24 protein-coding genes and 3 pseudogenes are annotated in these 22208 nt (G+C 64.7%); 14 read left to right on the top strand and 13 right to left on the bottom strand.

Features of this window, described 5'->3' with window-relative positions:
• Positions 1 to 23 precede the first annotated feature (23 nt).
• Positions 24 to 308 (top strand): annotated as a pseudogene (locus SF06_RS17875) (integrase core domain-containing protein); the annotation flags it as partial.
• Positions 309 to 415: 107 nt separating this feature from the next.
• Here the strand turns inward: SF06_RS17875 and SF06_RS01900 are convergent.
• From SF06_RS01900 to SF06_RS01870, 7 genes and pseudogenes are all read right to left on the bottom strand, one after another.
• Positions 416 to 1579, bottom strand: coding sequence for a hypothetical protein (locus SF06_RS01900; RefSeq protein ID WP_039559635.1), 1164 nt, complete (start codon positions 1577 to 1579; stop codon positions 416 to 418).
• A gap of 664 nt (positions 1580 to 2243) precedes the next feature.
• On the bottom strand, positions 2244 to 2570 hold the full coding sequence (locus tag SF06_RS01895; protein WP_039559633.1) for a helix-turn-helix domain-containing protein: 327 nt from the start codon (positions 2568 to 2570) through the stop codon (positions 2244 to 2246).
• Positions 2554 to 2709: pseudogene (locus tag SF06_RS17790) on the bottom strand (type II toxin-antitoxin system RelE family toxin); the annotation flags it as partial. The gene SF06_RS01895 and the pseudogene SF06_RS17790, both read right to left, overlap by 17 nt.
• 162 nt (positions 2710 to 2871) lie before the next feature.
• Positions 2872 to 3615 carry a class I SAM-dependent DNA methyltransferase gene (locus SF06_RS01885; protein WP_039559632.1) on the bottom strand — a complete coding sequence of 248 codons (744 nt, stop codon included), beginning with the start codon at positions 3613 to 3615 and terminating at the stop codon, positions 2872 to 2874.
• Between the two features lie 176 nt (positions 3616 to 3791).
• Positions 3792 to 4137: pseudogene (locus SF06_RS01880) on the bottom strand (type II toxin-antitoxin system RelE/ParE family toxin).
• Positions 4134 to 4397, bottom strand: coding sequence for a type II toxin-antitoxin system Phd/YefM family antitoxin (locus SF06_RS01875; protein WP_039559630.1), 264 nt, complete (start codon positions 4395 to 4397; stop codon positions 4134 to 4136). Before SF06_RS01875 ends, SF06_RS01880 begins: the two are co-directional and overlap by 4 nt.
• A 125-nt stretch (positions 4398 to 4522) precedes the next feature.
• A complete protein-coding gene (locus SF06_RS01870) occupies positions 4523 to 5362 on the bottom strand; it encodes a CAP domain-containing protein (RefSeq protein ID WP_039559628.1) in 840 nt (279 codons plus the stop codon).
• 129 nt (positions 5363 to 5491) lie between these two features.
• On the opposite strand from SF06_RS01870, the gene SF06_RS01865 reads away from it, so the two are divergent.
• Positions 5492 to 5794, top strand: coding sequence for a type II toxin-antitoxin system RelE/ParE family toxin (locus SF06_RS01865; protein ID WP_039559626.1), 303 nt, complete (start codon positions 5492 to 5494; stop codon positions 5792 to 5794).
• Positions 5791 to 6075 (top strand): addiction module antidote protein, encoded by a 285-nt coding sequence (locus SF06_RS01860; RefSeq protein WP_039559622.1) that lies wholly within the window; start codon positions 5791 to 5793, stop codon positions 6073 to 6075. The genes SF06_RS01865 and SF06_RS01860 overlap by 4 nt, the downstream gene beginning before the upstream one ends.
• A gap of 50 nt (positions 6076 to 6125) precedes the next feature.
• On the opposite strand, the gene SF06_RS01855 is transcribed toward SF06_RS01860, so the two are convergent.
• Positions 6126 to 6377, bottom strand: a complete 252-nt coding sequence (locus tag SF06_RS01855) for an FmdB family zinc ribbon protein (protein ID WP_039559621.1) — start codon at positions 6375 to 6377, stop codon at positions 6126 to 6128.
• Between the two features lie 230 nt (positions 6378 to 6607).
• Between SF06_RS01855 and SF06_RS01850 the strand changes: the two genes are divergently transcribed.
• Complete coding sequence (locus SF06_RS01850) at positions 6608 to 7300, top strand: GNAT family N-acetyltransferase (RefSeq protein ID WP_039559620.1); 693 nt, start codon at positions 6608 to 6610, stop codon at positions 7298 to 7300.
• 74 nt (positions 7301 to 7374) lie between these two features.
• Here the strand turns inward: SF06_RS01850 and SF06_RS01845 are convergent, their stop codons facing one another.
• The gene (locus tag SF06_RS01845) at positions 7375 to 7926 is read right to left on the bottom strand and encodes a porin family protein (protein WP_039559618.1); all 552 of its coding nucleotides are present in this window, start codon (positions 7924 to 7926) and stop codon (positions 7375 to 7377) included.
• 206 nt (positions 7927 to 8132) lie between these two features.
• Between SF06_RS01845 and SF06_RS01840 the strand changes: the two genes are divergently transcribed.
• Positions 8133 to 8984: a LysR family transcriptional regulator gene (locus SF06_RS01840; protein ID WP_027591521.1), complete on the top strand. Its 852-nt coding sequence runs from the start codon at positions 8133 to 8135 to the stop codon at positions 8982 to 8984.
• Positions 8985 to 9043: 59 nt separating this feature from the next.
• Here SF06_RS01840 and SF06_RS01835 read toward each other — a convergent pair whose 3' ends face one another.
• The 3 genes from SF06_RS01835 to SF06_RS01825 form a co-directional block, all read right to left on the bottom strand.
• Entirely contained in the window at positions 9044 to 9253 is a 210-nt protein-coding gene (locus SF06_RS01835) for a hypothetical protein (protein WP_037009630.1), read from the bottom strand.
• Positions 9253 to 10692 carry a cytochrome-c oxidase, cbb3-type subunit I gene (ccoN, locus tag SF06_RS01830; protein WP_051587509.1) on the bottom strand — a complete coding sequence of 480 codons (1440 nt, stop codon included), beginning with the start codon at positions 10690 to 10692 and terminating at the stop codon, positions 9253 to 9255. Before ccoN ends, SF06_RS01835 begins: the two co-directional genes overlap by 1 nt.
• Before the next feature lie 319 nt (positions 10693 to 11011).
• Positions 11012 to 11356: a hypothetical protein gene (locus SF06_RS01825; protein WP_039559616.1), complete on the bottom strand. Its 345-nt coding sequence runs from the start codon at positions 11354 to 11356 to the stop codon at positions 11012 to 11014.
• Between the two features lie 107 nt (positions 11357 to 11463).
• Here SF06_RS01825 and SF06_RS01820 point away from each other — a divergent pair, with 107 nt between their 5' ends.
• Positions 11464 to 12240 (top strand): dienelactone hydrolase family protein, encoded by a 777-nt coding sequence (locus tag SF06_RS01820; RefSeq protein ID WP_027591517.1) that lies wholly within the window; start codon positions 11464 to 11466, stop codon positions 12238 to 12240.
• A 179-nt stretch (positions 12241 to 12419) separates the two neighbouring features.
• Positions 12420 to 14423: a peptidase U32 family protein gene (locus SF06_RS01815; RefSeq protein WP_039559613.1), complete on the top strand. Its 2004-nt coding sequence runs from the start codon at positions 12420 to 12422 to the stop codon at positions 14421 to 14423.
• A 99-nt stretch (positions 14424 to 14522) separates the two neighbouring features.
• On the opposite strand, the gene SF06_RS01810 is transcribed toward SF06_RS01815, so the two are convergent.
• Positions 14523 to 15716, bottom strand: coding sequence for a sugar transporter (locus SF06_RS01810; protein WP_039559611.1), 1194 nt, complete (start codon positions 15714 to 15716; stop codon positions 14523 to 14525).
• Between the two features lie 250 nt (positions 15717 to 15966).
• On the opposite strand from SF06_RS01810, the gene napF reads away from it, so the two are divergent.
• Genes napF through SF06_RS01775 form a run of 7 tightly spaced genes read left to right on the top strand, consistent with a single transcriptional unit; the run spans position 15967 to position 22048 of the window.
• Positions 15967 to 16452 (top strand): ferredoxin-type protein NapF, encoded by a 486-nt coding sequence (napF, locus tag SF06_RS01805; RefSeq protein ID WP_039559610.1) that lies wholly within the window; start codon positions 15967 to 15969, stop codon positions 16450 to 16452.
• On the top strand, positions 16449 to 16748 hold the full coding sequence (locus SF06_RS01800; protein ID WP_051587296.1) for a chaperone NapD: 300 nt from the start codon (positions 16449 to 16451) through the stop codon (positions 16746 to 16748). The genes napF and SF06_RS01800 overlap by 4 nt, the downstream gene beginning before the upstream one ends.
• On the top strand, positions 16739 to 19270 hold the full coding sequence (gene napA / locus SF06_RS01795) for a nitrate reductase catalytic subunit NapA (RefSeq protein ID WP_039559608.1): 2532 nt from the start codon (positions 16739 to 16741) through the stop codon (positions 19268 to 19270). Before SF06_RS01800 ends, napA begins: the two co-directional genes overlap by 10 nt.
• 44 nt (positions 19271 to 19314) lie before the next feature.
• Complete coding sequence (napG, locus tag SF06_RS01790; RefSeq protein WP_037008298.1) at positions 19315 to 20079, top strand: ferredoxin-type protein NapG; 765 nt, start codon at positions 19315 to 19317, stop codon at positions 20077 to 20079.
• The gene (napH, locus tag SF06_RS01785; protein WP_027588812.1) at positions 20076 to 20984 is read left to right on the top strand and encodes a quinol dehydrogenase ferredoxin subunit NapH; all 909 of its coding nucleotides are present in this window, start codon (positions 20076 to 20078) and stop codon (positions 20982 to 20984) included. Before napG ends, napH begins: the two co-directional genes overlap by 4 nt.
• Positions 20981 to 21421, top strand: a complete 441-nt coding sequence (locus SF06_RS01780) for a nitrate reductase cytochrome c-type subunit (protein ID WP_027588811.1) — start codon at positions 20981 to 20983, stop codon at positions 21419 to 21421. The genes napH and SF06_RS01780 overlap by 4 nt, the downstream gene beginning before the upstream one ends.
• A gap of 18 nt (positions 21422 to 21439) precedes the next feature.
• Positions 21440 to 22048: a NapC/NirT family cytochrome c gene (locus SF06_RS01775; protein WP_407681079.1), complete on the top strand. Its 609-nt coding sequence runs from the start codon at positions 21440 to 21442 to the stop codon at positions 22046 to 22048.
• Positions 22049 to 22208 lie beyond the last annotated feature (160 nt).

The following is a 22208-nucleotide window of genomic DNA, read 5'->3' as shown; positions in this document are numbered from 1 at the left end:
GACCTGCCAAGACATAGCAGCACCTGCGCCACCTCTGGACCAAGCCCTACACACCGCGCACCAACAGCAAAGCTGAACGCTTCATCCAGACCAGCCTGCGAGAGTGGTCGTACGCACACAGCTACGAAAGCTCCGAGCAACGCGCCGCTCACCTACTGCCGTGGCTTCATCACTACAACTGGCACAGATCGCACGCCAGCCTTGGCTACAACCCACCCATCAGCCGCGCACCACTTCCACTGAACAACGTACTGGGTTTACACAAGCCGACCACTGGGAATATTTCGATACGGCCTCCGCTGATTTAAACGCCAAAGATGACTGAGAGATGCCCTATAAAGGCCAACCTCTGTCTCGCCGAGACGCCGGACCGCTCGCAAGGGGCTCCGCAGCAACCTACTTATCACACGTAAGATCAGGACACGGGTTTAAGCTCAAGTGGCTTCAGCAAATCGCCCGTCAGGATTTCGTAGATGCAGAACGCTTCTGGATCCCGAGAGGTGTCCGCCTTAATCTCCGCCAGCTTTTTCACAATGTTCGCCGCCTGTACCTCACCGACCTCCAGGTCCTCGATGAGGGCATATTCGAGCGCCACCTCCCCATCAAATTCACAGGCAAGCTGGACAGCGATTTCAAAAAGCATCATATGTGGCTGCAGCGTGATTTCCTCACTGACAGCCTCCCACGGCCAATCATCAAGCGACCTTATAAGGTGGCTATAGATATCCGCCAACTCACCAAGCAACGCAATCGATTGAGGATAGCTAGCGCTATACCAAGGTCTGTGGGCCTCTAGGAAATAGGTTATTCCGTTGCAGGTGATCTGGAGCGGGTCCTTTAGGTGCAGGCCTGAGTTGTGCACCGTGTTCCTGCAGGCGCCTAGAAACCTGATGATGTCCTTATCGTGGTTGATGTCACGCCCGTACCTCTGCTTGTCGACCATTTTGTAGAGCGCATTGATCTTGTCCGGGAAGGAGCGGTAAGGGCCGCGCACATTCAGGATTCCGTTCAAACGCTTAGACCTCTCCTCGTCCGACTTCGCCTCGCCATAGCGCTCAAGCAGCTTGACGACCTTGTCCCTTCGGCCCTGTTCATACGCGGCTTCCAACTTTTCGGCGTAGCCGTCGTACAGCTTCGTTATCCAGTGTTCGAAGCAGGAAAACGCCGAGACCGTGAAATCCAGCATCAGGCTCCCAACCATCCCATTGATACGATCCGAGAAAAGCGCTCTGATATCGGACAGCGTCGCTTCGAAATCCTCATGCACCAGGGCGACAGGCTTGCCATCGACCTGTACGCCAGGGGTCAGATGCCTTTCCTCAAGCATCTCTACCAGCAGCTCGCCACAAAGGTGCCTCGCTGCGGTATTGGACAACTCCTCATTCATCATGAAGACAATCGGCAGGTCACACACATCCCTGAGGTTCGCATAATAATTACGTAGCTCAATGAACGGCAGGCGGTTCTTGTTGATCTGGTAAATCCCGCGCAGTGTGTGCTTTTCCAAGAGAATGGCCTTGTTCTTCAAGGCCATGAAAGCAGCGATTATCTTTTTATGATTTTCATCGAAGGTGCTCATCCGAACTCCCTGTTCTGAGTTGTTTATCGTTGAAGCGCTGCGCTGACCAGTCGCCCAGTGAGCAGACAAGCATTGTGACATCACTGTAAGCGTACGCCCAACTCACCTTGCGTGACTCAGACTGGCACCCCACGAAGTGCCATTATTTGGGACGAGGCAAGGTGCCTGCACCTCCACGATGGAACATCGCTCCGCGAGTTTTCACCCTACGCCGGGTGTTCCGGGCACCTACGCAGAGCATGAAAGACTTGTCCACGGCAAGCCTTCTTCATTGGCGTTGCCATAATGTAGGCGGCGCAGCAGTGGCGCGGGCATTGATCAGCCTGCCACTGGCTGCGCCAATGATTCGGACATCCCCGCGCGGCCATCCCATGACCGAAACGATCCTGCCAGAACAGGACTGCGACCAGAGTGAATATGTCGACCTTTCCATAGGGTGGGCCGCTGTCAGAAGAGGCGCGGTCGTCGCCTTTATCCCCATGCGCAACTTCCAGGACGTGCAAACAAAAAGGGGACAGATTTTATTTAAATACCCCCTTTACCCGCCTCTAAAACCTTCACACACGCAAACGCGCTGGAAGCCGGGCGGCCGATAGCTTTATCACCGGAGCTGCGCATTTTGACATGGAGGTTTGGGCCACCCGTTCTGCGTGCTGCGCGCGGTTTACAGGTTCAGCAGCGGCGCCGGAATATCCAGGGCCTTTGCGATCCGCTCGCGCGTCGCCTTGCGCGGGCGCTCGGCGGTTTCCTGCTGCGCGTAGGCGGACTGCGAGATACCGAGGCGCTCGGCCACCTCGACCTGGGTCAGCCCCAGATGCCGGCGCCAGGCGGCGATGGCGGTCATGCCGTCCTTGACCATGTAGCCCACGACCTCGTTGGGTACCAGATCCTCGACAGGGTGGCTGGCGATGTACTCGGCGTAAGGCACCACGACAAAGGCGGGACGGCCGTCCGCTCCATGGATGATCTGCACGTTAGTCGGTGTGTTCATCGCGCTTCCTGACCTCTTCGATGCTGACGATTTTCACGCCGCCGTCCCAGTCAAACAGGATGCGGTAGTTGCCTACCCGGAGCCTGTAGCCGTACTGGTGATGGGCGAGCGCCTTGACGTTGGGCATGTGAGCGAGGGCTTAGTGCGGGCATGGCCCCGCCTCCCAAACAGCGCGCATCCCCGAAGCAAGGCGCCTGCACCTCCACGGTGGAAATCGCTTCGTGAGTTTTCCACCCTACGCCGGGTGATGTTCCGGATCGCGGCCTTGTCTACCGGACGGGCTGGCCGGCAGCGCTTCTTTTCAGATCTTCACGCAGGCAAACAGTGCATTCCCGGAGCGTTGGTCCCACGGCACGATCTTTTCGTAATCGTGCTCCAGCACATGCACCTCGAAGTACGGCTGCAGCAGCGCCTGCAGTTCGGCGAAGTTCACCGCGACCATCGGGTGTTCGTCGTGCCAGACCTGGGTTTCTTCCGCGACCGTCCGGGCGATGCGCAGCTTGAGTGACTGCCGCTCGCCCGCGCCGCCGTAGTGCCAGCCGGAGCTGAAGTGGAACTGGCCGTCCGCGTGCTCGGCGCTGTGCGAGACGAACAGTGCGTTGTCGATGCGGTCCTTGTCGACGGCGTTGAAGCAGAACACCCCGCCCTCTTCCAGCGCGGCGTGCGCGCTGGCGATGCAGGCCTGGAGCCGCTCGATGCCCCCGCTGTAGTGGATGGAATAGAGGAAGCAGGTGATCAGGTCGACCGGCTCGCTCACCGTGAAGCCGCACATGTCCTGCAGGGAGAACTGCGCTTCCGGGCAGCGCTCGGTCGCGCGGTCCAGCATGGGCTGGTTGATGTCGAGGCCGCTGCTGCGGTAGCCGGCATCGAGGAAATGCCGCACATGCGGGCCGGTGCCGCAGGCCAGGTCCAGGTGCCGGTTGCCCGCATTGCCGAACAAGTGCTGTAGCCGGTGCACGCCGTGGCTCTGCGCCTGATAGTCGATATCGGCGCACATGAGGTCGTAGTAACCGGACAGGTCGGTGTAGAGGGCGTTGCCGGGCATGGTGGGGCTGCTCGCCAAAAATGGCCGGGCATCATACCGGCCTGAGCCCTCGCGCGCCTCAAGCGGGGCGTGCCGAACAGCCGAAACAGCAGGCTGAGCCACTGGACCTTCCCGTGATCGACCTGTGCGAGCCCGTCCACCGGGCGCCCCCTAGCGATGCCGAAAGAGGAAGGCTTCTACCAGGGATTCACCAGGCAGTAACGGATCAACACCTGTTCGACGCTTTGCGTTTGCCGCAAAACCAGCTCGACTGCGATGGCCTTGTCCGCTGCGAAGACTTCGTAGAAGACCCGATAGCCGTGAGTGTTGAATTCACGATACTGAAGTATGCCCAGCTCGCTGGCCTGCTGGCTGGACGGGTAGGCCAAAGGCGCATCCGCCAGGCCTGGAGGTGATGGTGTCGACCAGCGCGACGATCTGATTGAGAGCGGCTTCTGTGCCCAAGTACACGGCCAGGTGGTGAACCTGATCTTCGATGCTTTGCGATGCGGTTTCGGTGAAGCGAACGCTGAATGTGCTCACTCGTTCGCGTCGCCATCCTGGACGAATCGGCCCGCCAGACGAGCCTTCAGTTCCTCTGCGGAAGAGTGCTTGCCCTGGGCATATTCGCGGGAACCCATAGCCAGCAATTTCACCAACGCGACCGTCTCGTCACGACGATTTCGCTCGGCATAGGACTCCACCACGTACGCCGGCACGCCATTGCGGGTGACCACCATCGGCTCGTCGAGCTGCAGGTCGGCCGCGTGTTTCTTCAGGTAGCTGATCGTTTCAACGCGCATTAAAGAACTCCTCTTTGCACTACCACCCCATGTCAGCGGGTAGCCAGCGATGCGTTGCGCAGCACTTAGGCCAATTTCAGACCAAATTTAGTTCGCCGTAATGGGTGTCCACCTAGTCCGCTTCCTTACGGCGCGCCAAACAGCGCCGTCCAGTAGATCCCCGCATCGCTCTTGTCGTCCCGCGCATAGGCCGCGCCCATTTCGCGGAACTGTGGGTTCATCAGGTTGGCGCAGTGTTCGGGGCTGGCCAGCCAGCCGTCGAGCACCTGCTGGGCGCTGATGTGCGCGGCGGCGAGGTTTTCGCCAATCAGGCTGGCGCTGTAGCCGGCCAGTTCGGCGCGGTCGCCGGGGATGCGGCCTTCCTTGTCGCGGTGGGCGAAGAAGTTGCCGCTGGCCATGGCGCGGCTGTGGGTTTCGGAAGCATTGGCCAGGGCGTCGTTCCAGCTCAGCGGTTCGGTGGCCGGCTGGGCCTGTTTGCCGCACATGCGCGCCTGTCCACGCGCGGCGTTGATCAGTTCCAGCAGGCGCCGGCCTTCCTGTTGCCAGTCGCCGAGTTGGGCCTGCTGTTGCGGTCGCGCCAGCACGATGCGCCACTGCTGCTGGTGCTGACTGACGCCGATGTCCAGGTACTGCGGATCGAGCAGCACGCGGCAGAAGCTTTCCCGCAGCGCCTTCATCGCCGCCTTGGCGTCCGGCGGTCCACTGAGGCGGATGGCTTCGGCGCTTTGCAGCGGGTAGGCGTTGCGCTCCACTGAGGCCTCCCAATCCTCGTCGGGACTGACCAGCCGCGCATCGGCCCTGAGCGGGGGCAGCGCCGTGGCGGGGGCGTCGGCGCAGCCGTTCACCTCGCCACGGTAATCATTGATGGCCTGGAGCAGTTGCTGCGTTTCATCGGCCGCCACGTTGGCGGCGAACAGCAGGGCCAGCAGCGGAGCAAAGGCAAGCATCGGGGCGCGGGCGGGCATGGCAATCTCCTTTTGCGGATGCAGTTGTGATCCGGCAAAGGGCGCGGGGTTTCCGGTGGAGTTGGTTGCCCCGCCAACCGCTCGGGCGATCCGGCTTGCCTTTTGTGATTTATAAATCACTATTAGCGCATGCTTGAGATCCAACAAACGGAAACGTACAGGGCGTGGGAACGCCGACTCAGGGACAGCCGGGCACGAGCCGCCATCGCGGCACGGATCTTCCGCCTAGCCAACGGCCTTGCGGGTGACGTTTCGCCTGTTGGCGGTGGCGTCAGCGAGCTTCGGATTCACTACGGCCCCGGGTATCGGATCTATTTCCAGCAGCGCGGCAACGAGCTGGTAATCCTGTTATGCGGAGGCGACAAAGCCTCCCAGCAACACGACATCGAGACAGCGAAGCGCCTTGCACTGGCGTGGAGAACGCAGCCATGACCGAACAACTGTATGCCTACGATCCTGCCGAAGCGCTGGACAGCCCCGAAGCCATCGCGATTTTCGTCGCGGATGCGATGGAAACGGGGGACGCCGCCTATATCGCCAAGGCGCTGGGCATCGTCGCCAAGGCGCGCGGGATGAGCGAACTGGCCAAGGAAACGGGGCTGGCCCGCGAGCAGCTTTACAAGTCACTCAGCGAGGGCGGCAACCCGACGCTCAAAACCTTTCTCGCGGTTGTGCGCGCGCTCGGGCTTGAGCCAACCGTGAGGCTTCGGTAGCACGCCAGTGGCCAGCCTCCTTCACAGGAATCTGTCTTGCAGGCCGGAGCCTACACGCAGTTGCCGGCACAGCCCCCACGCGCGCAGGCCGGCGCTTCGGGATTCTTCAGCACGCGGCTGTTGACCACCCCGGCAGCGCTCATCAGTTTGGTGACCGGGGCGTTGTCGGGGATCGCGGCGTCGTCGGGCAGCGAGCAGCAGGCGGCGCGCAGGTCGCCCCAGGTCTTCGGGCTGAGCGCCATCGGGTGGTGGACTTCGTAGACCTGGCCGTTGGCTTCGCAGCGGTAGTCGTAGGTGGGCATGGAGGCTCTCCGGTGTTGCGGGTGGCGCTACTTTAGCGCTCCGGCTGGCGTTGCACAGCTCCCCCCGGAGGTAGCTACGTAAAGCGCCAATCTCGCGGACAAGTCGACCGTGGGAGCGAATTCATTCGCGAGCTTCTGGTGGCCCGCACCGAGCCGACATCCCCCCACGCCTCCGCGCATCCCTGGCGGGATCGGTACAATGGCGCGCCGCGTCAGCCCGGAGCCTTCGCATGTTCACCCTCGCCCACCTGGACACCCCGCCGCCCGAGTCCCTGAAAGCCCAGGTGCTGCAGATGGTGGTGGATTACCTGAGCGACATCAGCCCGGTGTCGCTGACGCCGAGCAATCCGCTGTATCAGCTCTATCAGTACGTGGTGGGCTTCGAGGTGCATCGCTATCTGGAGCGCATGGACGGCGCGCAGCCGGGCCAGCCGAAACTGATGCTGGCGCTGGACGACGAGGACCCGGCGCGGGTGCTGGGTTTTGCGCTGTACCTGCCCTACGTGGACGATCCGCAGGCCTGCGCGCTGCTGTATCTGGCGGTGCTGGCCAGTCATCGCCAGCACGGCATCGGCAGTGCGCTGGTCGCGGAGATGATCGCCCGTTATCCCCACGCCCAGGTGGCGTGCGTGGCCGGCAAGGCGCCGTTTTTCGAGGCGCTGGGTTTCCAGGCGATTGCCGCCCACGGCCCGCAGGTGGTGCTGAACACCCGCCGCGAAGCCAGTCACGGCACGCTGGCGGTGCAGGATCTGGAGCCGATCTTCCAGTCCACCGAGGTACGGCAGATCTACAGCTACCTGCTCAAGCAGCATGGCCGCGACGCCATGGGCGACGCCGAACGCAAACGCGACCGCCTGCTGGATCAGCTGGCGCGCCAGGCGCAGGCGCATGTGGAGGAACGGCGGGCAACACGCTTGCATTGATGCCCGCCGCGCGGCGTGGGTGGGGCGGACAGCGCCTGGCTGACCGCCGCCGGTGCACGCCTATCGAACCCCGCTTAGAAGCGGTAGTTCAGTCCCAGGTTGTAGCCGGAGACGTCTTCATGCATCCGCTGGTATTCGACGGTCAGCGCCAGCGAATCACCCAGCCTCAGCTCGCCACCGGCACCCAGCGTGGTTCCGGTTTCTTCGGCCGAGCCGCTGAGCGTGTACAGCGGCCAGCCCAAGCTCTGCCCGTGGAAGTCGACTGACAGGCTGTTCACACCGGCCATGCCGTAGAACGAGAAGGCGTCGGTGACCGGCACCCGGCCCTTGAGCACGACGGCCCAATAACTCTTGACTTCGTACGTCACCAGCACGCCCGAGTCGTACTGCTCGTCATCCCCGGCGTTGATGCCGTAGCGGCCTTCGACGCTCAGGTTGGGCGCGATCTCGACCCCCGCGTGGAAGGTCGTGATGGGCAGCGTGTAGTCGGCCGTGCCCCCGTCCAGCGTCATGTGCGAGTAGCCCACGCCTACATACACGCGCGGCGTTTCATCGGCTTGGGCAATGCCACAGGCCAGCACAAATGCACCGGCAGTCATTAAGCCCAAGGTCTTGATTGCGTTCATCATTTCTCCATAACAGGCAAGTACTTCCTCAGTGATGGCATTGTGACTTCATGGCTGTTTTGTGCTCAATGCCGGCCTGCCGTCCGGGCCCAGCGCTGTGACACAGTTCACGGGAAATGGCGCAACTGCCTGCAACGGTGTGTGATGCGAAAGCCTGCGGCCCGGCGGGCGTATACTCGCCGCCTCATTTCAAGCCGGGGGTCGGTATGGCGGTCGATCTGGCACGTACCTTTCTGGAGATCGTGCGCTGCGGCAGTTTCGTGGGCGCGGCGGAACGTCTGCACCTGACCCAGGCGGCGGTGACGGCGCGCGTGCAGACGCTGGAAAGCCAGCTCGACTGCAGCCTGTTCGTGCGCAATCGTTCCGGTGCGCGGCTGACGCCCGATGGCGAGGCCTTCGTGGAGTTCGCCAGCCGCATGGTGCAGGCCTGGGACGAGGCGCAGCAGGTGTTGCCGCTGCCGGCCGAACGCGCCGAAACGCTGCACCTGGGCGGCGAGCCGAGCCTGTGCGCTCCGTTGATGCTCAAGTGGGTCTGCGCGCTGCGCCAGGCGCTGCCGGGGCTGGAGGTGCATAGCCGCAGTGGCGCCGGAGCGAGCCTGGTGCGCGAGCTGGAGGACGGCAGGCTGGATGCCGTCCTGGTCTACCAGCCGCTGTACGGGCCGGGCCTGCAGAGCGAATTGCTGATGGAGGAAAAGCTCATCCAGGTACGCAACCCGCGACAACCGGCGCCCTACGTGTATGTGGACTGGGGCGATGAGTTCCGTCGCCGGCACGACGCGGCCCTGCATGACCTCGCGCATCCGTCGCTGAGCTTCGACCTCGGCCCGCTGGCCCTGCAGTTCCTGCTGGAAGCCGGCGGCAGCGGCTATTTTCGCAGCCGCGTGGTGCAGGGCTACCTGGAGAGCGGCGTGCTCGAACGGGTTCCGCTGGCGCCGGAGTTCACCTACCCGGTCTACCTGATCTACGCCCGCGAGCGCTGCTCGGTAACCGTTGCCCGCGCCATCGACTGCGTGCGGGACGTTGTCGGCGAGTCGGGCGACTGGTCGCCGCTGCTCTGAACAAAAACGCGCCGCATGCGGCGCGAAGGGGAGCGTCCGTCCCTGGACGCGGAGGAAACTCAGGCCTCCAGATGGAAAGGTCGCGGGTCTTCGAACGGCACCTCGACCACGCGCTCGCAGCGCAAGCCGGTTTCCTGTTCCAGTTGTCGCGCCGCCGGCGGATCGTCGGCGAAGGGCTGCAGGGCGGCCTGGCGCAGGTCGGCGTCGGGGGTGCGCAGCACGGCCAGGCACAGCCCGCCGACCAGCACGGAAAGAAGCACGAAGATCATCAGGCACGAGCCTCCAGGGCAAGGGGTAACGGGTTCACCTGACCGGCGCGCACGGTGCGCCAGCTGTTCCAGACCATCAGCAACATGCCGCTGGCGAAGATGGCGCCGCCGAACAGGCGGATCATCAGGCCGGGGTGGCTGGCTTCCAGCGCCTCGACAAACGAATAGGTCAGCGTGCCGTCCTGGTTCACCGCGCGCCACATCAGACCCTGGGTGATGCCGTTCACCCACATCGAGGCGATGTACAGCACGGTGCCAATGGTCGCCAGCCAGAAGTGCGCGCTGATCAGCCGGCTGCTGTACATGCGCTCGCGCCCCCACAGGCGGGGAATCATGTGGTAGAGCGTGCCGATGCTGATCATCGCGACCCAGCCGAGGGCGCCGGCGTGCACGTGGCCGACGGTCCAGTCGGTGTAGTGGGAGAGCGAGTTGACCGTCTTCACCGCCATCATCGGGCCTTCGAAGGTGGACATGCCGTAGAACGCCAGCGATACCACCAGGAAGCGCAGGATCGGGTCGTCGCGCAGTTTATGCCAGGCCCCGGAGAGGGTCATCATGCCGTTGATCATGCCGCCCCAGCTGGGTGCCAGCAGAATCACCGACATCACCATGCCGAGGGTCTGCGCCCAATCGGGCAGCGCGGTGTAGTGCAGGTGATGCGGACCGGCCCAGATGTAAAGCGAAATGATCGCCCAGAAGTGCACGATGGACAGCCGGTAGGAGTAGATCGGCCGCTCGGCCTGCTTGGGCACGAAGTAATACATCATGCCGAGGAAGCCCACCGAGAGGATGAAGCCGACCACACTGTGGCCGTACCACCACTGGATCATTGCGTCGGTAGCGCCGGAATACACCGGGTAGGACTTCAGCCAGCTCACCGGGGTGGCGATGTGGTTGACGATGTGCACCATGGCGGTCACCACGATGAAGGCGCCGTAGAACCAGTTGCCCACGTAGATGTGACTGACGGTGCGCCGGGCGATGGTGCCGAAGAACAGATAGGCGTAGGCGATCCACACCAGCGTGATCCACAGGGCGATCGGCCATTCCATCTCGGCGTATTCCTTGGAGGTGGTGTAGCCGAGCGGATAGCTGATCAGCATGGCCACAATGGCCGCCTGCCAGCCCCAGAACACGAAGCGGGCCAGGCCGTCCGAGACCAGCCGCGCCCGGCTGGTACGTTGCACCACGTAGAAGGAGGTGGCGAACAACGCGCCGCCGCCGAAGGCAAAGATCACCAGGTTGGTGTGGATGGGCCGGATGCGTCCGAAGCTGGTCCAGGGCAGGCCGAGGTTAAGCTCCGGCCAGACCAGCTGGGCCGCGATGACCACGCCCATGGCCATGCCCACCACCCCCCAGAACAGGGTCATCAGGGTGAATTGACGTACGACGGCGTAGTTGTAGGAAGGGGAAGGAAAGGAATCGTCTGCGGGGATCATTACCGGGAGTCCTATGCACGCTGGGAAGCCTGTCAGCACGACTCGTCGGGCCGGCTCTGCGGCCGGTACCCCTGGTCAGACACGCCCATGCGGCAGCGCAGGCCTTCTGACTGACAGGCCTGGCTAGTGTGTCGATCCGGTTAAATCAAAACAAACTAATAATATTTGAATATCAATTTACTAATTTCTATTTATAACCCAGACACCGCCATCCTAGCCGCTCGCGGCGGCTGCGCCCCATGATCAGAATCAAGCACCGCGACCTCAGCGAGCCAGCCTTCCCTGCGTCACCGGCCGGCCGGTACTAAGCGCAGCGGCCTCATTCCATCAGCATGTCGACCATGATCGCGTTGGTGTACACCAGGCTGCCGTCGCTGGCGCGGTGGCCGACCAGGTGGAACTGGCCGCGCTGGTCGTCCTCGCGCAGGTAGACACGCAGGCGGCAGTCCGACAACGGCCCGCATTCGGGGGGCGTGACCAACTGGAAGGACGCCATGTCCACGTCCACCCAGGCTTCCGGTTCGCCGCTGTTCTGCAGGCGCTCTTCGGCCTGCTCCAGGTTGAGGTGGTCGTTCTCGCTGATATGGAAACTCATCTGCCCCATCGGCTCGGACTTGTCGGTGGGACTCTTCTTGCACCAGCTTTCGATGTCGAACCTGCTCATGGCCAGTTTCCCCTCCGGGAGTACGGTTCTCTTGAACATAGCCCGGCTTGCGCTCAGCGCTCGCTACCCCTGCTAGGGTTTCAGCATTCCCGCACCGGAGATCCGCCATGAAGACCGCCTTGTTGCCGCTCTTGTTCGTCTCCTCCATCGGTCTGGCCCACGCCGAGGTCAAGGTTGAACGCATCGACTACCAGATCGACGGCCAGCCCTATCAGGGCCTGCTGGTCTACGACGATTCGGTGACCACCCCACGCCCCGGGCTGCTGATGGTGCCCAACTGGCTGGGCGCCACCGAGCGCGCCGCCGAGAAGGCCGCGCGCGCCGCCAGCGACAAGTACGTGGTGTTCGTCGCCGATCTCTATGGCAAGGAGGTGCGCCCCAGTGGCCCGGAGGAGGCGGGCAAGGTGGCCGGCGCGCTGCGTGGCGATCGCCCGCTGATGCGCAAGCGGGCCCAGGCTTCGCTGGACGCGCTGCTCAAGCACACCGACAAGGTGAATACGCAACAGGTGGGCGCCATCGGCTTCTGCTTCGGCGGTGGAGCGATCCTCGAGCTGGCGCGCAGCGGCGCGCCGCTCAAGGCCTTCGTGTCCTTCCATGGCAACCTCGACACGCCCAATCCCGCCGACAACGGCAACATCCAGGGCAGCGTGCTGGTGTTGCACGGCGCCGACGACCCGGCGGTGCCCAAGCAGCAGGTGGATGAGTTCGTCGCGTCCATGCAGAAGACCGACGTGGACTGGCAACTGGTCAGCTACGGCAATGCCGTGCACTCCTTCACCGACCCCTACGCCAACGTGCCGGGGCGCAACGAGTACCACCCGCTGGTGGCCGAGCGGGCGTTCCAGGCCATGAACAACCTGCTGGATGAGGCGTTTGCCCGGTAGCCTCGTAGCCCCGCCGTGAGGGTGCAACCCCGAAAGCTCGCGAATGAATTCACTCCCACGGGCTCGGGGTGGCGCCGCCCCTACAGGTTCTGTGCCGGAGTATCGGGCAGCGTCCGCCCCGTGACCATTTGCCGCTACAATGGCGCCCCTTTCGTTTTCGCCCCCGAAGCCTGATCGCCATGTCCCTGCCCAAGCACCACCTCGAATTGCTCAGCCCCGCCCGCGACGTGAACATCGCCCGCGAGGCGATCCTGCACGGGGCGGACGCCGTGTACATCGGCGGGCCGAGCTTCGGAGCCCGGCACAATGCCGAGAACAGCGTCGAGGAGATCGCCCGGCTGGTGGAGTTCGCCCACCTGTTCCATGCGCGGGTGTTCGTCACCCTCAACACCATCCTGCACGACGACGAGCTGGAGCCGGCCCGCGCGCTGATCCACCAGCTGTACGACGCCGGCGTGGACGCGCTGATCATCCAGGACATGGGCATCATGGAGCTGGACATTCCACCGATCGAGATCCACGCCAGCACCCAGTGCGACATCCGCACCCTGGAGAAGGCGCGCTTCCTCGGCGACGCCGGTTTCAGCCAGCTGGTGCTGGCCCGAGAGCTGAACCTCACGGAAATCCGCGCCATCCACGCGGCGGTGGACACCACCCTGGAGTTCTTCATCCATGGCGCGCTGTGCGTGGCCTTCTCGGGCCAGTGCTACATCTCCCATGCGCAGACGGGCCGCAGCGCCAACCGCGGCGACTGCTCCCAGGCCTGCCGCCTGCCCTACACCCTGAAGGACGACCAGGGCCGCGTGGTGGCCTACGACAAGCACCTGCTGTCGATGAAGGACAACAACCAGAGCGCCAACCTGCGCGCGCTGGTCGAGGCCGGCGTGCGCTCCTTCAAGATCGAAGGTCGCTACAAGGACATGGGCTACGTGAAGAACATCACCGCCTATTACCGCCAGCGCCTGGACGACATCCTCCTCGAACGCCCGGACCTGGAACGCGCCTCCCGCGGCCGCACCGAGCACTTCTTCGTGCCGGACCCGGACAAGACCTTCCACCGCGGCAGCACCGACTACTTCGTCAACGACCGCAAGGAAGACATCGGCGCCTTCGACTCGCCGACCTTCACCGGCCTGCCGGTGGGCGAAGTGCTCAAGGTCGGCAAGCAGGACTTCGTGGCCGTGACCCACGAGCCGCTGTCCAACGGCGACGGGCTGAACGTGCTGGTCAAGCGCGAGGTGGTGGGTTTCCGCGCCAGCGTGGTGGAGCTGCAACAGCAGTTCGAAGAATACGGCGCGCCGCGCTGGCAGTACCGCGTGGAGCCCAACGAGCTACCGGCGGCCCTGCGCCAGCTGCGCCCCCACCATCCGCTGAGCCGCAACCTGGACCACAACTGGCAGCAGGCGCTGCAGAAGAGCTCCGCCGAGCGGCGCATCGGCCTGTCGTGGAAAGCCGAACTGGGCGAGCAGCGCCTGACGCTGACCGCCACCAGCGAGGACGGCGTGCGCGTCAGCCAGACCCTGGAAGGCCCGTTCAGCGCGGCCAACAAGCCGGAGCAGGCGCTGGAGCAGCTGCGCGACCTGCTCGGCCAGCTGGGCACCACGATCTACCACGCCGACGCCGTGGAGATCGATGCGCCCTTCGTGCCCTTCGTGCCCGCCTCGCAGCTCAAGGGCCTGCGCCGTGACACCGTGGAGGCACTGACCGCCGCGCGCGTGCTGGAGCATCCGCGCGGCTTCCGCAAGCCGGTGGCCGTGCCGCCGCCGGTGTACCCGGAATCGCACCTGACCTTCCTGGCCAACGTCTACAACGACAAGGCCCGTGCCTTCTACAAGCGTTTCGGCGTGGAGCTGATCGACGCGGCCTACGAGGCCCACGAGGAAACCGGCGAGGTGCCGGTGATGATCACCAAGCACTGCCTGCGCTTCTCCTTCAACCTGTGCCCGAAACAGGCCAAGGGCGTGACCGGCGTACGCACCAAGGTGGCGCCGATGCAGCTGGTGCACGGCGACGAGGTGCTGACCCTGAAGTTCGACTGCAAGCCGTGCGAAATGCACGTGATCGGCAAGATCAAGGGCCACATCCTCAACCTGCCGCAGCCGGGCAGCGCGGCCAGCCAGGTGGTGGCCTCCATCACGCCGGAAGACCTGCTCAAGACCATCCGCAGCAAGCCGGGACGCTGAAGCAGGGCGCCCGGCGGCGGCCCGGGGTTCCGGCGCCGTTATGGCTGCCGGTTCGGTGCGCAAACGGTGGTCAATGCTTGCGCATTGACCACCCTACGGTTATCCCGCCTGCGCCGGGGTCATGGGCGGGGCGATGCGCAGCATCGCTACCGCGCAGATGAGTAGCCCGCAGAGGGCCAGCAGGCCGCCGACCCAACCGATGCTTTCCAACCCAACCTGGCGGGTGACCAGGCTGCCCAGCAGCGCGCCGGCGCCGATGCCCACGTTGTACAGCCCGGAGAACAGCGACATGGCCACGTCGGTGGCATCCGAGGCGAATTTCAGCACGCGCGACTGCAGCGCCAGGGTGAAGCACAGGATGGCGATGCCCCAGAAGAAGCACAGCGCACCCAGCGGGCCGAAGCTCTGCGACAACGGCTCGAGCAGCAGCAGGCACAGCGCCAGGGCGCCGATGGCGCCGAGCAGAAACGGTCGCGAGTAGCGCGGACTGTAGCGGCTGAACAGCGCCGAGCCCACCAGCCCGGCGCCGCCGAACAGCAGCAGCAACAGGGTGATCTGGTTGCCGATGAAGCCGCCGACCTCGCGGGCGAACGGCTCGATATAGCTGTAGGCGGTGAACTGCGCGGTCACCACCAGCACGGTGAGCACGTACACCACCACCAGCGCCGGGCGCTGGAAGATCACCGGCAGGCTCTTCAGCGAACCGGCGTTCTGGCTCGGCAGCAGCGGCAGCGTGCGCGCCAGGATGATCGCCGTGAGCAGCGCCAGCCCGGCAATCCCCAGGAAGGTCACGCGCCAGCCCAACCACTCGCCCACCATGCGACCGAGCGGAATGCCCAACACCATGGCCAGCGTGGTGCCGGTGGCCAGCAGGCCCAGCGCCTGCGCCTCGCGGCCGGCCGGCGCCACGCGCAGGGCGAGCGACGCGGTGATCGACCAGAACAGCGCATGGGCAAAGGCAATGCCGATGCGGCTGGCCACCAGCGCCGCGTAGCTCCAGGCCACGCTCGACAGCAGGTGGCTGAGGACGAACAGCCCGAACACGCCCATCAGCAGGCGGCGCCGCTCCATATGCCGGGTCAGCAGCATCAGGGGCAACGAGGCCAGCGCCACCAGCCAGGCATAGATGGTCAGCATCAGGCCGACGCGCTCGGGCGGCAGGCCGAAACTGGCGCCGATGTCGGTGAGCAGCGCCACGGGCACGAATTCGGTGGTGTTGAAAATGAAGGCGGCCAGGGCCAGCGCGGCCACAGACAGCCAACGACCCGGCTGGGCGGTATGCGACGTTGTCATGGAGAGGAAAACCAGGCGTCGGAGGACGGAACGCCAACAGGAGCGGGAGGGAAGGCGCGCATTCTAGAACTCGGCCAGGCCGCCGCCAACCACCCCCGCCGGCGTGGACGACGCGCGGCGATGCGAGCGCCTCTCAGGCACGCATCGATATCAGCCAATGCGCCGAAATGACGCGGCGATCATTGACCTGGGTCAGTTTCCGAAAATGCGACAAACGGCTTAATCCACATTATCAACGAGGATTAGCCGTATGGACGCATCGAAGCGTCGTTTCTTTTCCGCCGGTCTTTCCGTACCCGGCGCGCGACCGCCCTGGGCCGTGGCCGAGTCGCTGTTCTCAGAGCGCTGCGACCGCTGTGACGCCTGCATCCGCGCCTGTGGCCCCGGGATACTCAAGGCGGGCAGCGGCGGGTTTCCCGTCATCGATTTTTCCACTACCGGCTGCACCCTTTGCGGCGACTGCGTTCAGGCCTGCACGCGCGGTGCGCTGGGCGACGACGCCCGCGAGCCCTTTATCTGGCGCGCTCATATCGACCCGGCCTGCCTGACCCAACGGGGGGTGGAGTGCCGGCTGTGTGCCGAACGCTGCGAGGCCGACGCGATCCGTTTCCGGCCCCGCCTGGGCGGCATTGCCCGACCCGAGCTGGACACCGACCGCTGCAACGGCTGCGGGCAGTGCATCGCGACCTGCCCGGTCGACGCCATCACCACCCAATCGAAGAAGGAGGCCGCATGAGAATCGTGAGCCTGGTGCTGCGGGTCATGCCCGAGCAGATCCCCACCGCCCGCGCCGGCCTTGAACAGATTCCCGGCGTGCAGGTGCACGCCGAGGATTTCGACGCCGGACGCATGATCGTCACGGTGGAGGACGGCGCGGACTACTCCGTCGCCGACTCGATCATCGCGGCCCACAAGGTGCCGCAAGTGCTGTCCGCAACCCTGGCTTACGAATTCAACGGGGAACACGCCGAGGCGTTCGATCCGGCGCTAACAACCCTGCAACCGGCAACGGGAGTCCAACCATGTCATTGAACAGACGCGATTTCATCAAGGCCAATGCTGTCGCCGCCGCTGCCGCAACCGCAGGGATGGCCGTGCCCACCACGGTGCTGTCCGCCGAACAGGCCGGTACGCGCAACGCCGTGCGCTGGGACAAGGCGCCCTGCCGCTTCTGCGGCACCGGCTGCTCGGTGCTGGTCGGCGTGCAGAACGACAAGGTGGTGGCCACCCAGGGCGACCCGGATGCGCCGGTCAACCGTGGCCTGAACTGCATCAAGGGCTACTTCCTGTCCAAGATCATGTACGGCGCCGACCGCGTGCAGACGCCGCTGCTGCGCAAGAAGAACGGCGTGTACGACAAGGACGGCGAGTTCACCCCGGTGAGCTGGGAGGAAGCGCTGGACACCATGGCGGCCAAGTGGAAGGCAGCCATCAAGCAGCACGGCCCGGACTCGGTGGCCATGTTCGGTTCCGGCCAGTGGACCATCTGGGAAGGCTACGCGGCCTCCAAGCTGCACAAGGCCGGCCTGCGCACCAACAACATCGACCCCAACGCCCGCCACTGCATGGCCTCAGCGGTGGTCGGCTTCATGCGCACCTTCGGCATCGACGAGCCGATGGGCTGCTATGACGACATCGAGCAGGCCGACGCCTTCGTGCTCTGGGGCTCGAACATGGCCGAGATGCACCCGGTGCTCTGGAGCCGCATCACCGACCGCCGCCTGACCCACAAGCCCTGCGAAGTGCACGTGCTCTCCACCTTCGAGCACCGCAGCTTCGAGCTGGCCGACAACGGCATGGTCTTCGAGCCGCAGACCGACCTGGCCATCCTCAACTACATCTGCAACTACATCATCCAGAACGACAAGGTGAACCAGGCGTTCGTGGCGAAGCACGTGAACTTCCGCCAGGGCGTCACCGACATCGGCTACGGCCTGCGCGCCAACGACCCGCGCGAACAGGCCGCCACCCAGAACGGCTACAACGGCAAGGGCGACCCGAACGCCCACACGCCGATCTCCTTCGAGGAGTTCGCCAAGTTCGTCGAACCCTACACCCTGGAGTACACCGCCAAGCTGTCCAAGGTGCCGGCCGACAAGCTCAAGCGCATGGCCGAGCTGTACGCCGACCCGGACAAGAAGGTCGTCTCGTTCTGGACCATGGGCTTCAACCAGCACACCCGGGGCACCTGGGTGAACAACATGATCTACAACGTGCACCTGCTGCTCGGGAAGATCTCCGAGCCGGGCAACGGGCCGTTCTCGCTCACCGGCCAGCCGTCGGCGTGCGGCACCGCCCGCGAGGTGGGCACCTTCGCCCACCGCCTGCCGGCGGACATGGTGGTCACCAACCCGGCGCACCGCGCGCTGACCGAGAAGCTGTGGGACCTGCCCGAAGGCACCATCCCGGCCAAGGTCGGCCTGCACGCCGTGGCGCAGAGCCGTGCACTCAAGGACGGCACGCTGAAGTGCTACTGGACCTCGACCACCAACAACATGCAGGCCGGTCCGAACATCAACCACGAAATCCTGCCGGGCTGGCGCAACCCGGAAGCCTTCGTGGTGGTGTCCGACCCCTACCCGACCGTGTCGGCGCTGTCCGCCGACCTGATCCTGCCCACCGCCATGTGGGTGGAGAAGGAAGGCGCCTACGGCAACGCCGAGCGCCGCACCCAGTTCTGGCGCCAGCAGGTCAAGGCGCCGGGCGAGTCGCGCTCGGACCTGTGGCAGTACCTGGAATTCGCCAAGCGCTTCAAGGTGGAGGAAGTCTGGCCTGAAGAGCTGCTGGCCAAGCAGCCGGAGCACCGGGGCAAGACCCTGTACGACATCCTGTTCGCCAACAAGATGACCACCCGCTTCGACCTCAAGGACCTCAAGCGCGTCAACGAACACGCCATCAAGGACTACATGAACGACGAGTCGAAGCACTTCGGCTTCTACGTGCAGAAGGGTCTGTTCGAGGAATACGCCCAGTTCGGTCGCGGCCATGCCCACGACCTGGCGGACTTCGACGTCTACCACCGCGCCCGCGGCCTGCGCTGGCCGGTGGTGGATGGCAAGGAAACCCTGTGGCGCTTCCGCGAAGGCTACGACGTGTACGTGCCCGCCGGCGAAGGCGTGCGCTTCTACGGCCACAAGGACGGCAAGGCGAACATCTTCGCCCTGCCCTACCAGCCGCCGCATGAATCGCCGGACGCCGAGTTCGACCTGTGGCTGTCCACCGGCCGCATCCTCGAGCACTGGCACACCGGCTCCATGACCCGCCGCGTACCCGAGCTGCACAAGGCGGCGCCCGAGGCGGTGCTCTACATCCACCCGGACGACGCCAAGGCCCGTGGCCTGCAGCGCGGCATGCAGGCACGCATCGTATCGCGGCGCGGCGAGGTGGTGGCCAGCGTGGAAACCCGTGGCCGCAACAAGCCGCCGCGCGGCCTGGTGTACATGCCGTTCTTCGATGAGGGCCGGCTGGTGAACAAGCTGCTGCTGGACGCCACCTGCCCGCTCTCGAAGGAAACGGACTTCAAGAAATGCGCCGTCAAGGTGCTCAAGGCCTGAGGTGAACGGGGCGCCACGGCGCCCCCGGACCCCGAGTCGCTGTCATGACCGACAAACCAGACATGCCCGCCAACAGCCGTCGCCGTTTCCTGCAGCAGTCCGCCGCAGCGATCGGTGGCGCCTGTGTGCTGGGGTTGGGCGTAGGACTGTACGGCAACCAGGCCAACGCCCTGGCGCCGACCGCGCTGCGTCCGCCGGGCGCGCTGGCGGAGGAGGACTTCCTCGCCGCCTGCGTGCGCTGCGGCCTGTGCGTGCGCGCCTGTCCCTACGACACGCTCAAGCTCGCCACGCTCGGCGAACCCGTGCCCACCGGCACGCCGTTCTTCACCGCCCGTGACGTGCCCTGCGAGATGTGCGAGGACATTCCCTGCGTGCCGGCCTGCCCGACGGGCGCACTGGATCATGCGCTCACCGATATCAACGAGGCGCGCATGGGCCTGGCGGTGCTGATCGATCAGGAGCAATGCCTCAACTACCTGGGGCTGCGTTGCGACGTCTGTTACCGGGTCTGCCCGGTGATCGACGAGGCCATCACCCTGGAGCGCTACCACAACCCGCGTTCGGACCGCCACGCGCTGCTGTTGCCCACCGTGCATTCGGAGCATTGCACCGGCTGCGGCAAGTGCGAGCAGGCCTGTGTGCTGCCCGACGCCTCGGCCATCAAGGTGCTGCCGCGCCCGCTGGCCCAGGCCAAGGCCGCCGACCATTACCGCAAGGGCTGGGAGGAGAAGGACAAGGCCGGCGGTTCGCTGATCGGTGACCAGATCCAGTTGCCGGTACGCGGGCTCGATACGGGAGAAGCGCCATGAGTTCGCCCAGGAGCGTAGCCGGGCGCAAGCCGACCGCCGCCGCCCGGGAAACCAAGGGCTGGCTCGGCGCCAACCGCTTCCTGCTGTTGCGCCGCGCTTCGCAGCTGGGTTTCCTGGGGTTGTTCCTGATCGGTCCGATCAGCCTGTGGCTGGCCCGCAATGGCCGTCTGGAACAGGCCTGGTGGCCGGTCAAGGGCAACCTGGCGTCGAGCGTCACGCTCGACACCCTGCCGCTGACCGATCCCTACATGCTGCTGCAAGGCCTGCTGGCCGGGCATCTGCCGGAGACGGCGGCGCTCACCGGCGCGCTGATCGTGCTGCTGTTCTACGGGCTGATCGGCGGGCGTCTGTATTGCGCCTGGTTCTGCCCGATCAACCCGGTAACCGACGCCGCCGGCTGGCTGCGTCGCACGCTGAAGATCAAGACCTCGCCAACACCGCCGGAAAGCCTGCGGCGCTGGCTGCTACTGGCCACTCTGCTGGTGTCGTTGATTACCGGCGGCATCGCCTGGGAATGGGTGAACCCCATTTCCATGCTGCACCGCGCGCTGATCTTCGGCGCCGGCGCGGCCTGGGGCGTGGTGGCCGCCGTGTTTCTCTACGACCTGCTGTTTGCCGCACGTGGCTGGTGTGGCCACGTCTGCCCGGTCGGTGCGTTCTACGGGCTGCTGGGCAAGTTCGCCCTGCTGCGCGTGGCGGCGCCCCGCCGCCGGGCCTGCGACGACTGCATGGATTGCTTCAAGGTCTGCCCCGAACCCCAGGTCATCCGTCCCGCCCTCAAGGCGGCCGGACAAGACCATCCCCTCATTCTTTCTTCCGACTGCACCACCTGCGGCCGTTGTGTCGATGTGTGCAGCCAGGATGTGTTCCGCCTGACGACGCGTTTCAACAGGAGCGAATCATGAAAACTGCCATCCAGAAAGCCGTGGGCATCGCTGCGCTCGTGCTGGCCCTCCCGTTCTCGGCCAGCGCCGAGGGCGTGAAGAGCCTGCGCGAAACCGCTGTCGGCGGCGCGGAACATCCGGCCGAGAACTACCGCGAGATCCGTGACGCCGGCGGCCTGCTGCCACGTGATTTCGTGCAGCAGCCGCCGCTGGTCCCGCATAGCGTGACCAACTACCAGGTGACCCTCAATTACAACAAGTGCATGGACTGCCACTCCTGGAGCCGCGCTCAGGCCACTGGCGCCACCAAGGTGTCTCTGACCCACTTTCGCGACCGCGAAGGCCAGGAGCTTTCGAGCGTCAGCCCACGCCGCTACTTCTGCCTGCAGTGCCACGTGCCGCAGACCGATGCCAAGCAGCTGGTGGACAACGTATTCAGCCCGGCCCCGGGCCTGTAAGGACTCGTCATGAACAAGATCAAGAAAGTGTGGGCCTGGGCGATCGGGCTGGTATTCAGCGCCGTCGGCCTGGCCTTCGTGCTGGGCATCATTTTCTGGGGTGGCTTCAACACCGCCATGGAATGGACCAACACCGAGACGTTCTGCATCTCCTGCCACGAGATGGAAGTGAACGTGTACCAGGAATACCGCAACACCATTCACTACAACAACCGCACCGGGGTGCGCGCGGTCTGCTCGGACTGCCACGTGCCCAAGGAGTGGTGGCCGAAGATGGTGCGCAAGTTCTATGCCTCCAACGAACTGCTGCACAAGATGCTGGGCAGCATCGACACCCCGGAAAAGTTCGAGGCCAAGCGCGCGGTCATGGCACAGCGTGAATGGGCGCGCATGAAGCGCAACGATTCGCAGGAATGCCGCAACTGCCACGACTTCAGCTATTTCGACTATGCCGAACAGGCCGGCCGTTCCTCGAACGCACACCAGAAGGGCTTCGCCGAGGGTCAGACCTGTATCGACTGTCACAAGGGCATTGCCCACAAGCTGCCAGCCATCGACCAGGGGTTTGGCGATACGCTTCCCGGCGCGCTGCCCGCAGACGTGCTGCACCCCGTCTCGACCCGCTGAATCCGAGTTCCGGGGCGCGTCTGCGCCCCATTTTCAGAGCATCTTTCGTAGCCGGAACCCCCTGTGGCGCAACGCCCCGCCAACGCGGCATCAACGTCGCGCTTTTTCTGAAAAGCGGGTCTTTGCGCCGATTCGGCAACCCTGTACTCTCGCTTGCTGC

Source organism: Pseudomonas flexibilis (assembly GCF_000802425.1).
Lineage (GTDB): Bacteria > Pseudomonadota > Gammaproteobacteria > Pseudomonadales > Pseudomonadaceae > Serpens > Serpens flexibilis.
This window is presented reverse-complemented; position numbering and strand designations above follow the sequence as displayed.

What these genes read in the sequence shown, in the direction of transcription:
- SF06_RS01900 (WP_039559635.1), bottom strand. Translation starts at nt 1,579, where the DNA reads ATGAGCACCTTCGATGAAAATCATAAAAAGATAATCGCTGCTTTCATG.
- SF06_RS01895 (WP_039559633.1), bottom strand. Translation starts at nt 2,570, where the DNA reads ATGAACACACCGACTAACGTGCAGATCATCCATGGAGCGGACGGCCGT.
- SF06_RS01885 (WP_039559632.1), bottom strand. Translation starts at nt 3,615, where the DNA reads ATGCCCGGCAACGCCCTCTACACCGACCTGTCCGGTTACTACGACCTC.
- SF06_RS01875 (WP_039559630.1), bottom strand. Translation starts at nt 4,397, where the DNA reads ATGCGCGTTGAAACGATCAGCTACCTGAAGAAACACGCGGCCGACCTG.
- SF06_RS01870 (WP_039559628.1), bottom strand. Translation starts at nt 5,362, where the DNA reads ATGCCCGCCCGCGCCCCGATGCTTGCCTTTGCTCCGCTGCTGGCCCTG.
- SF06_RS01865 (WP_039559626.1), top strand. Translation starts at nt 5,492, where the DNA reads ATGCTTGAGATCCAACAAACGGAAACGTACAGGGCGTGGGAACGCCGA.
- SF06_RS01860 (WP_039559622.1), top strand. Translation starts at nt 5,791, where the DNA reads ATGACCGAACAACTGTATGCCTACGATCCTGCCGAAGCGCTGGACAGC.
- SF06_RS01855 (WP_039559621.1), bottom strand. Translation starts at nt 6,377, where the DNA reads ATGCCCACCTACGACTACCGCTGCGAAGCCAACGGCCAGGTCTACGAA.
- SF06_RS01850 (WP_039559620.1), top strand. Translation starts at nt 6,608, where the DNA reads ATGTTCACCCTCGCCCACCTGGACACCCCGCCGCCCGAGTCCCTGAAA.
- SF06_RS01845 (WP_039559618.1), bottom strand. Translation starts at nt 7,926, where the DNA reads ATGAACGCAATCAAGACCTTGGGCTTAATGACTGCCGGTGCATTTGTG.
- SF06_RS01840 (WP_027591521.1), top strand. Translation starts at nt 8,133, where the DNA reads ATGGCGGTCGATCTGGCACGTACCTTTCTGGAGATCGTGCGCTGCGGC.
- SF06_RS01835 (WP_037009630.1), bottom strand. Translation starts at nt 9,253, where the DNA reads ATGATCTTCGTGCTTCTTTCCGTGCTGGTCGGCGGGCTGTGCCTGGCC.
- ccoN (WP_051587509.1), bottom strand. Translation starts at nt 10,692, where the DNA reads ATGATCCCCGCAGACGATTCCTTTCCTTCCCCTTCCTACAACTACGCC.
- SF06_RS01825 (WP_039559616.1), bottom strand. Translation starts at nt 11,356, where the DNA reads ATGAGCAGGTTCGACATCGAAAGCTGGTGCAAGAAGAGTCCCACCGAC.
- SF06_RS01820 (WP_027591517.1), top strand. Translation starts at nt 11,464, where the DNA reads ATGAAGACCGCCTTGTTGCCGCTCTTGTTCGTCTCCTCCATCGGTCTG.
- SF06_RS01815 (WP_039559613.1), top strand. Translation starts at nt 12,420, where the DNA reads ATGTCCCTGCCCAAGCACCACCTCGAATTGCTCAGCCCCGCCCGCGAC.
- SF06_RS01810 (WP_039559611.1), bottom strand. Translation starts at nt 15,716, where the DNA reads ATGACAACGTCGCATACCGCCCAGCCGGGTCGTTGGCTGTCTGTGGCC.
- napF (WP_039559610.1), top strand. Translation starts at nt 15,967, where the DNA reads ATGGACGCATCGAAGCGTCGTTTCTTTTCCGCCGGTCTTTCCGTACCC.
- SF06_RS01800 (WP_051587296.1), top strand. Translation starts at nt 16,449, where the DNA reads ATGAGAATCGTGAGCCTGGTGCTGCGGGTCATGCCCGAGCAGATCCCC.
- napA (WP_039559608.1), top strand. Translation starts at nt 16,739, where the DNA reads ATGTCATTGAACAGACGCGATTTCATCAAGGCCAATGCTGTCGCCGCC.
- napG (WP_037008298.1), top strand. Translation starts at nt 19,315, where the DNA reads ATGACCGACAAACCAGACATGCCCGCCAACAGCCGTCGCCGTTTCCTG.
- napH (WP_027588812.1), top strand. Translation starts at nt 20,076, where the DNA reads ATGAGTTCGCCCAGGAGCGTAGCCGGGCGCAAGCCGACCGCCGCCGCC.
- SF06_RS01780 (WP_027588811.1), top strand. Translation starts at nt 20,981, where the DNA reads ATGAAAACTGCCATCCAGAAAGCCGTGGGCATCGCTGCGCTCGTGCTG.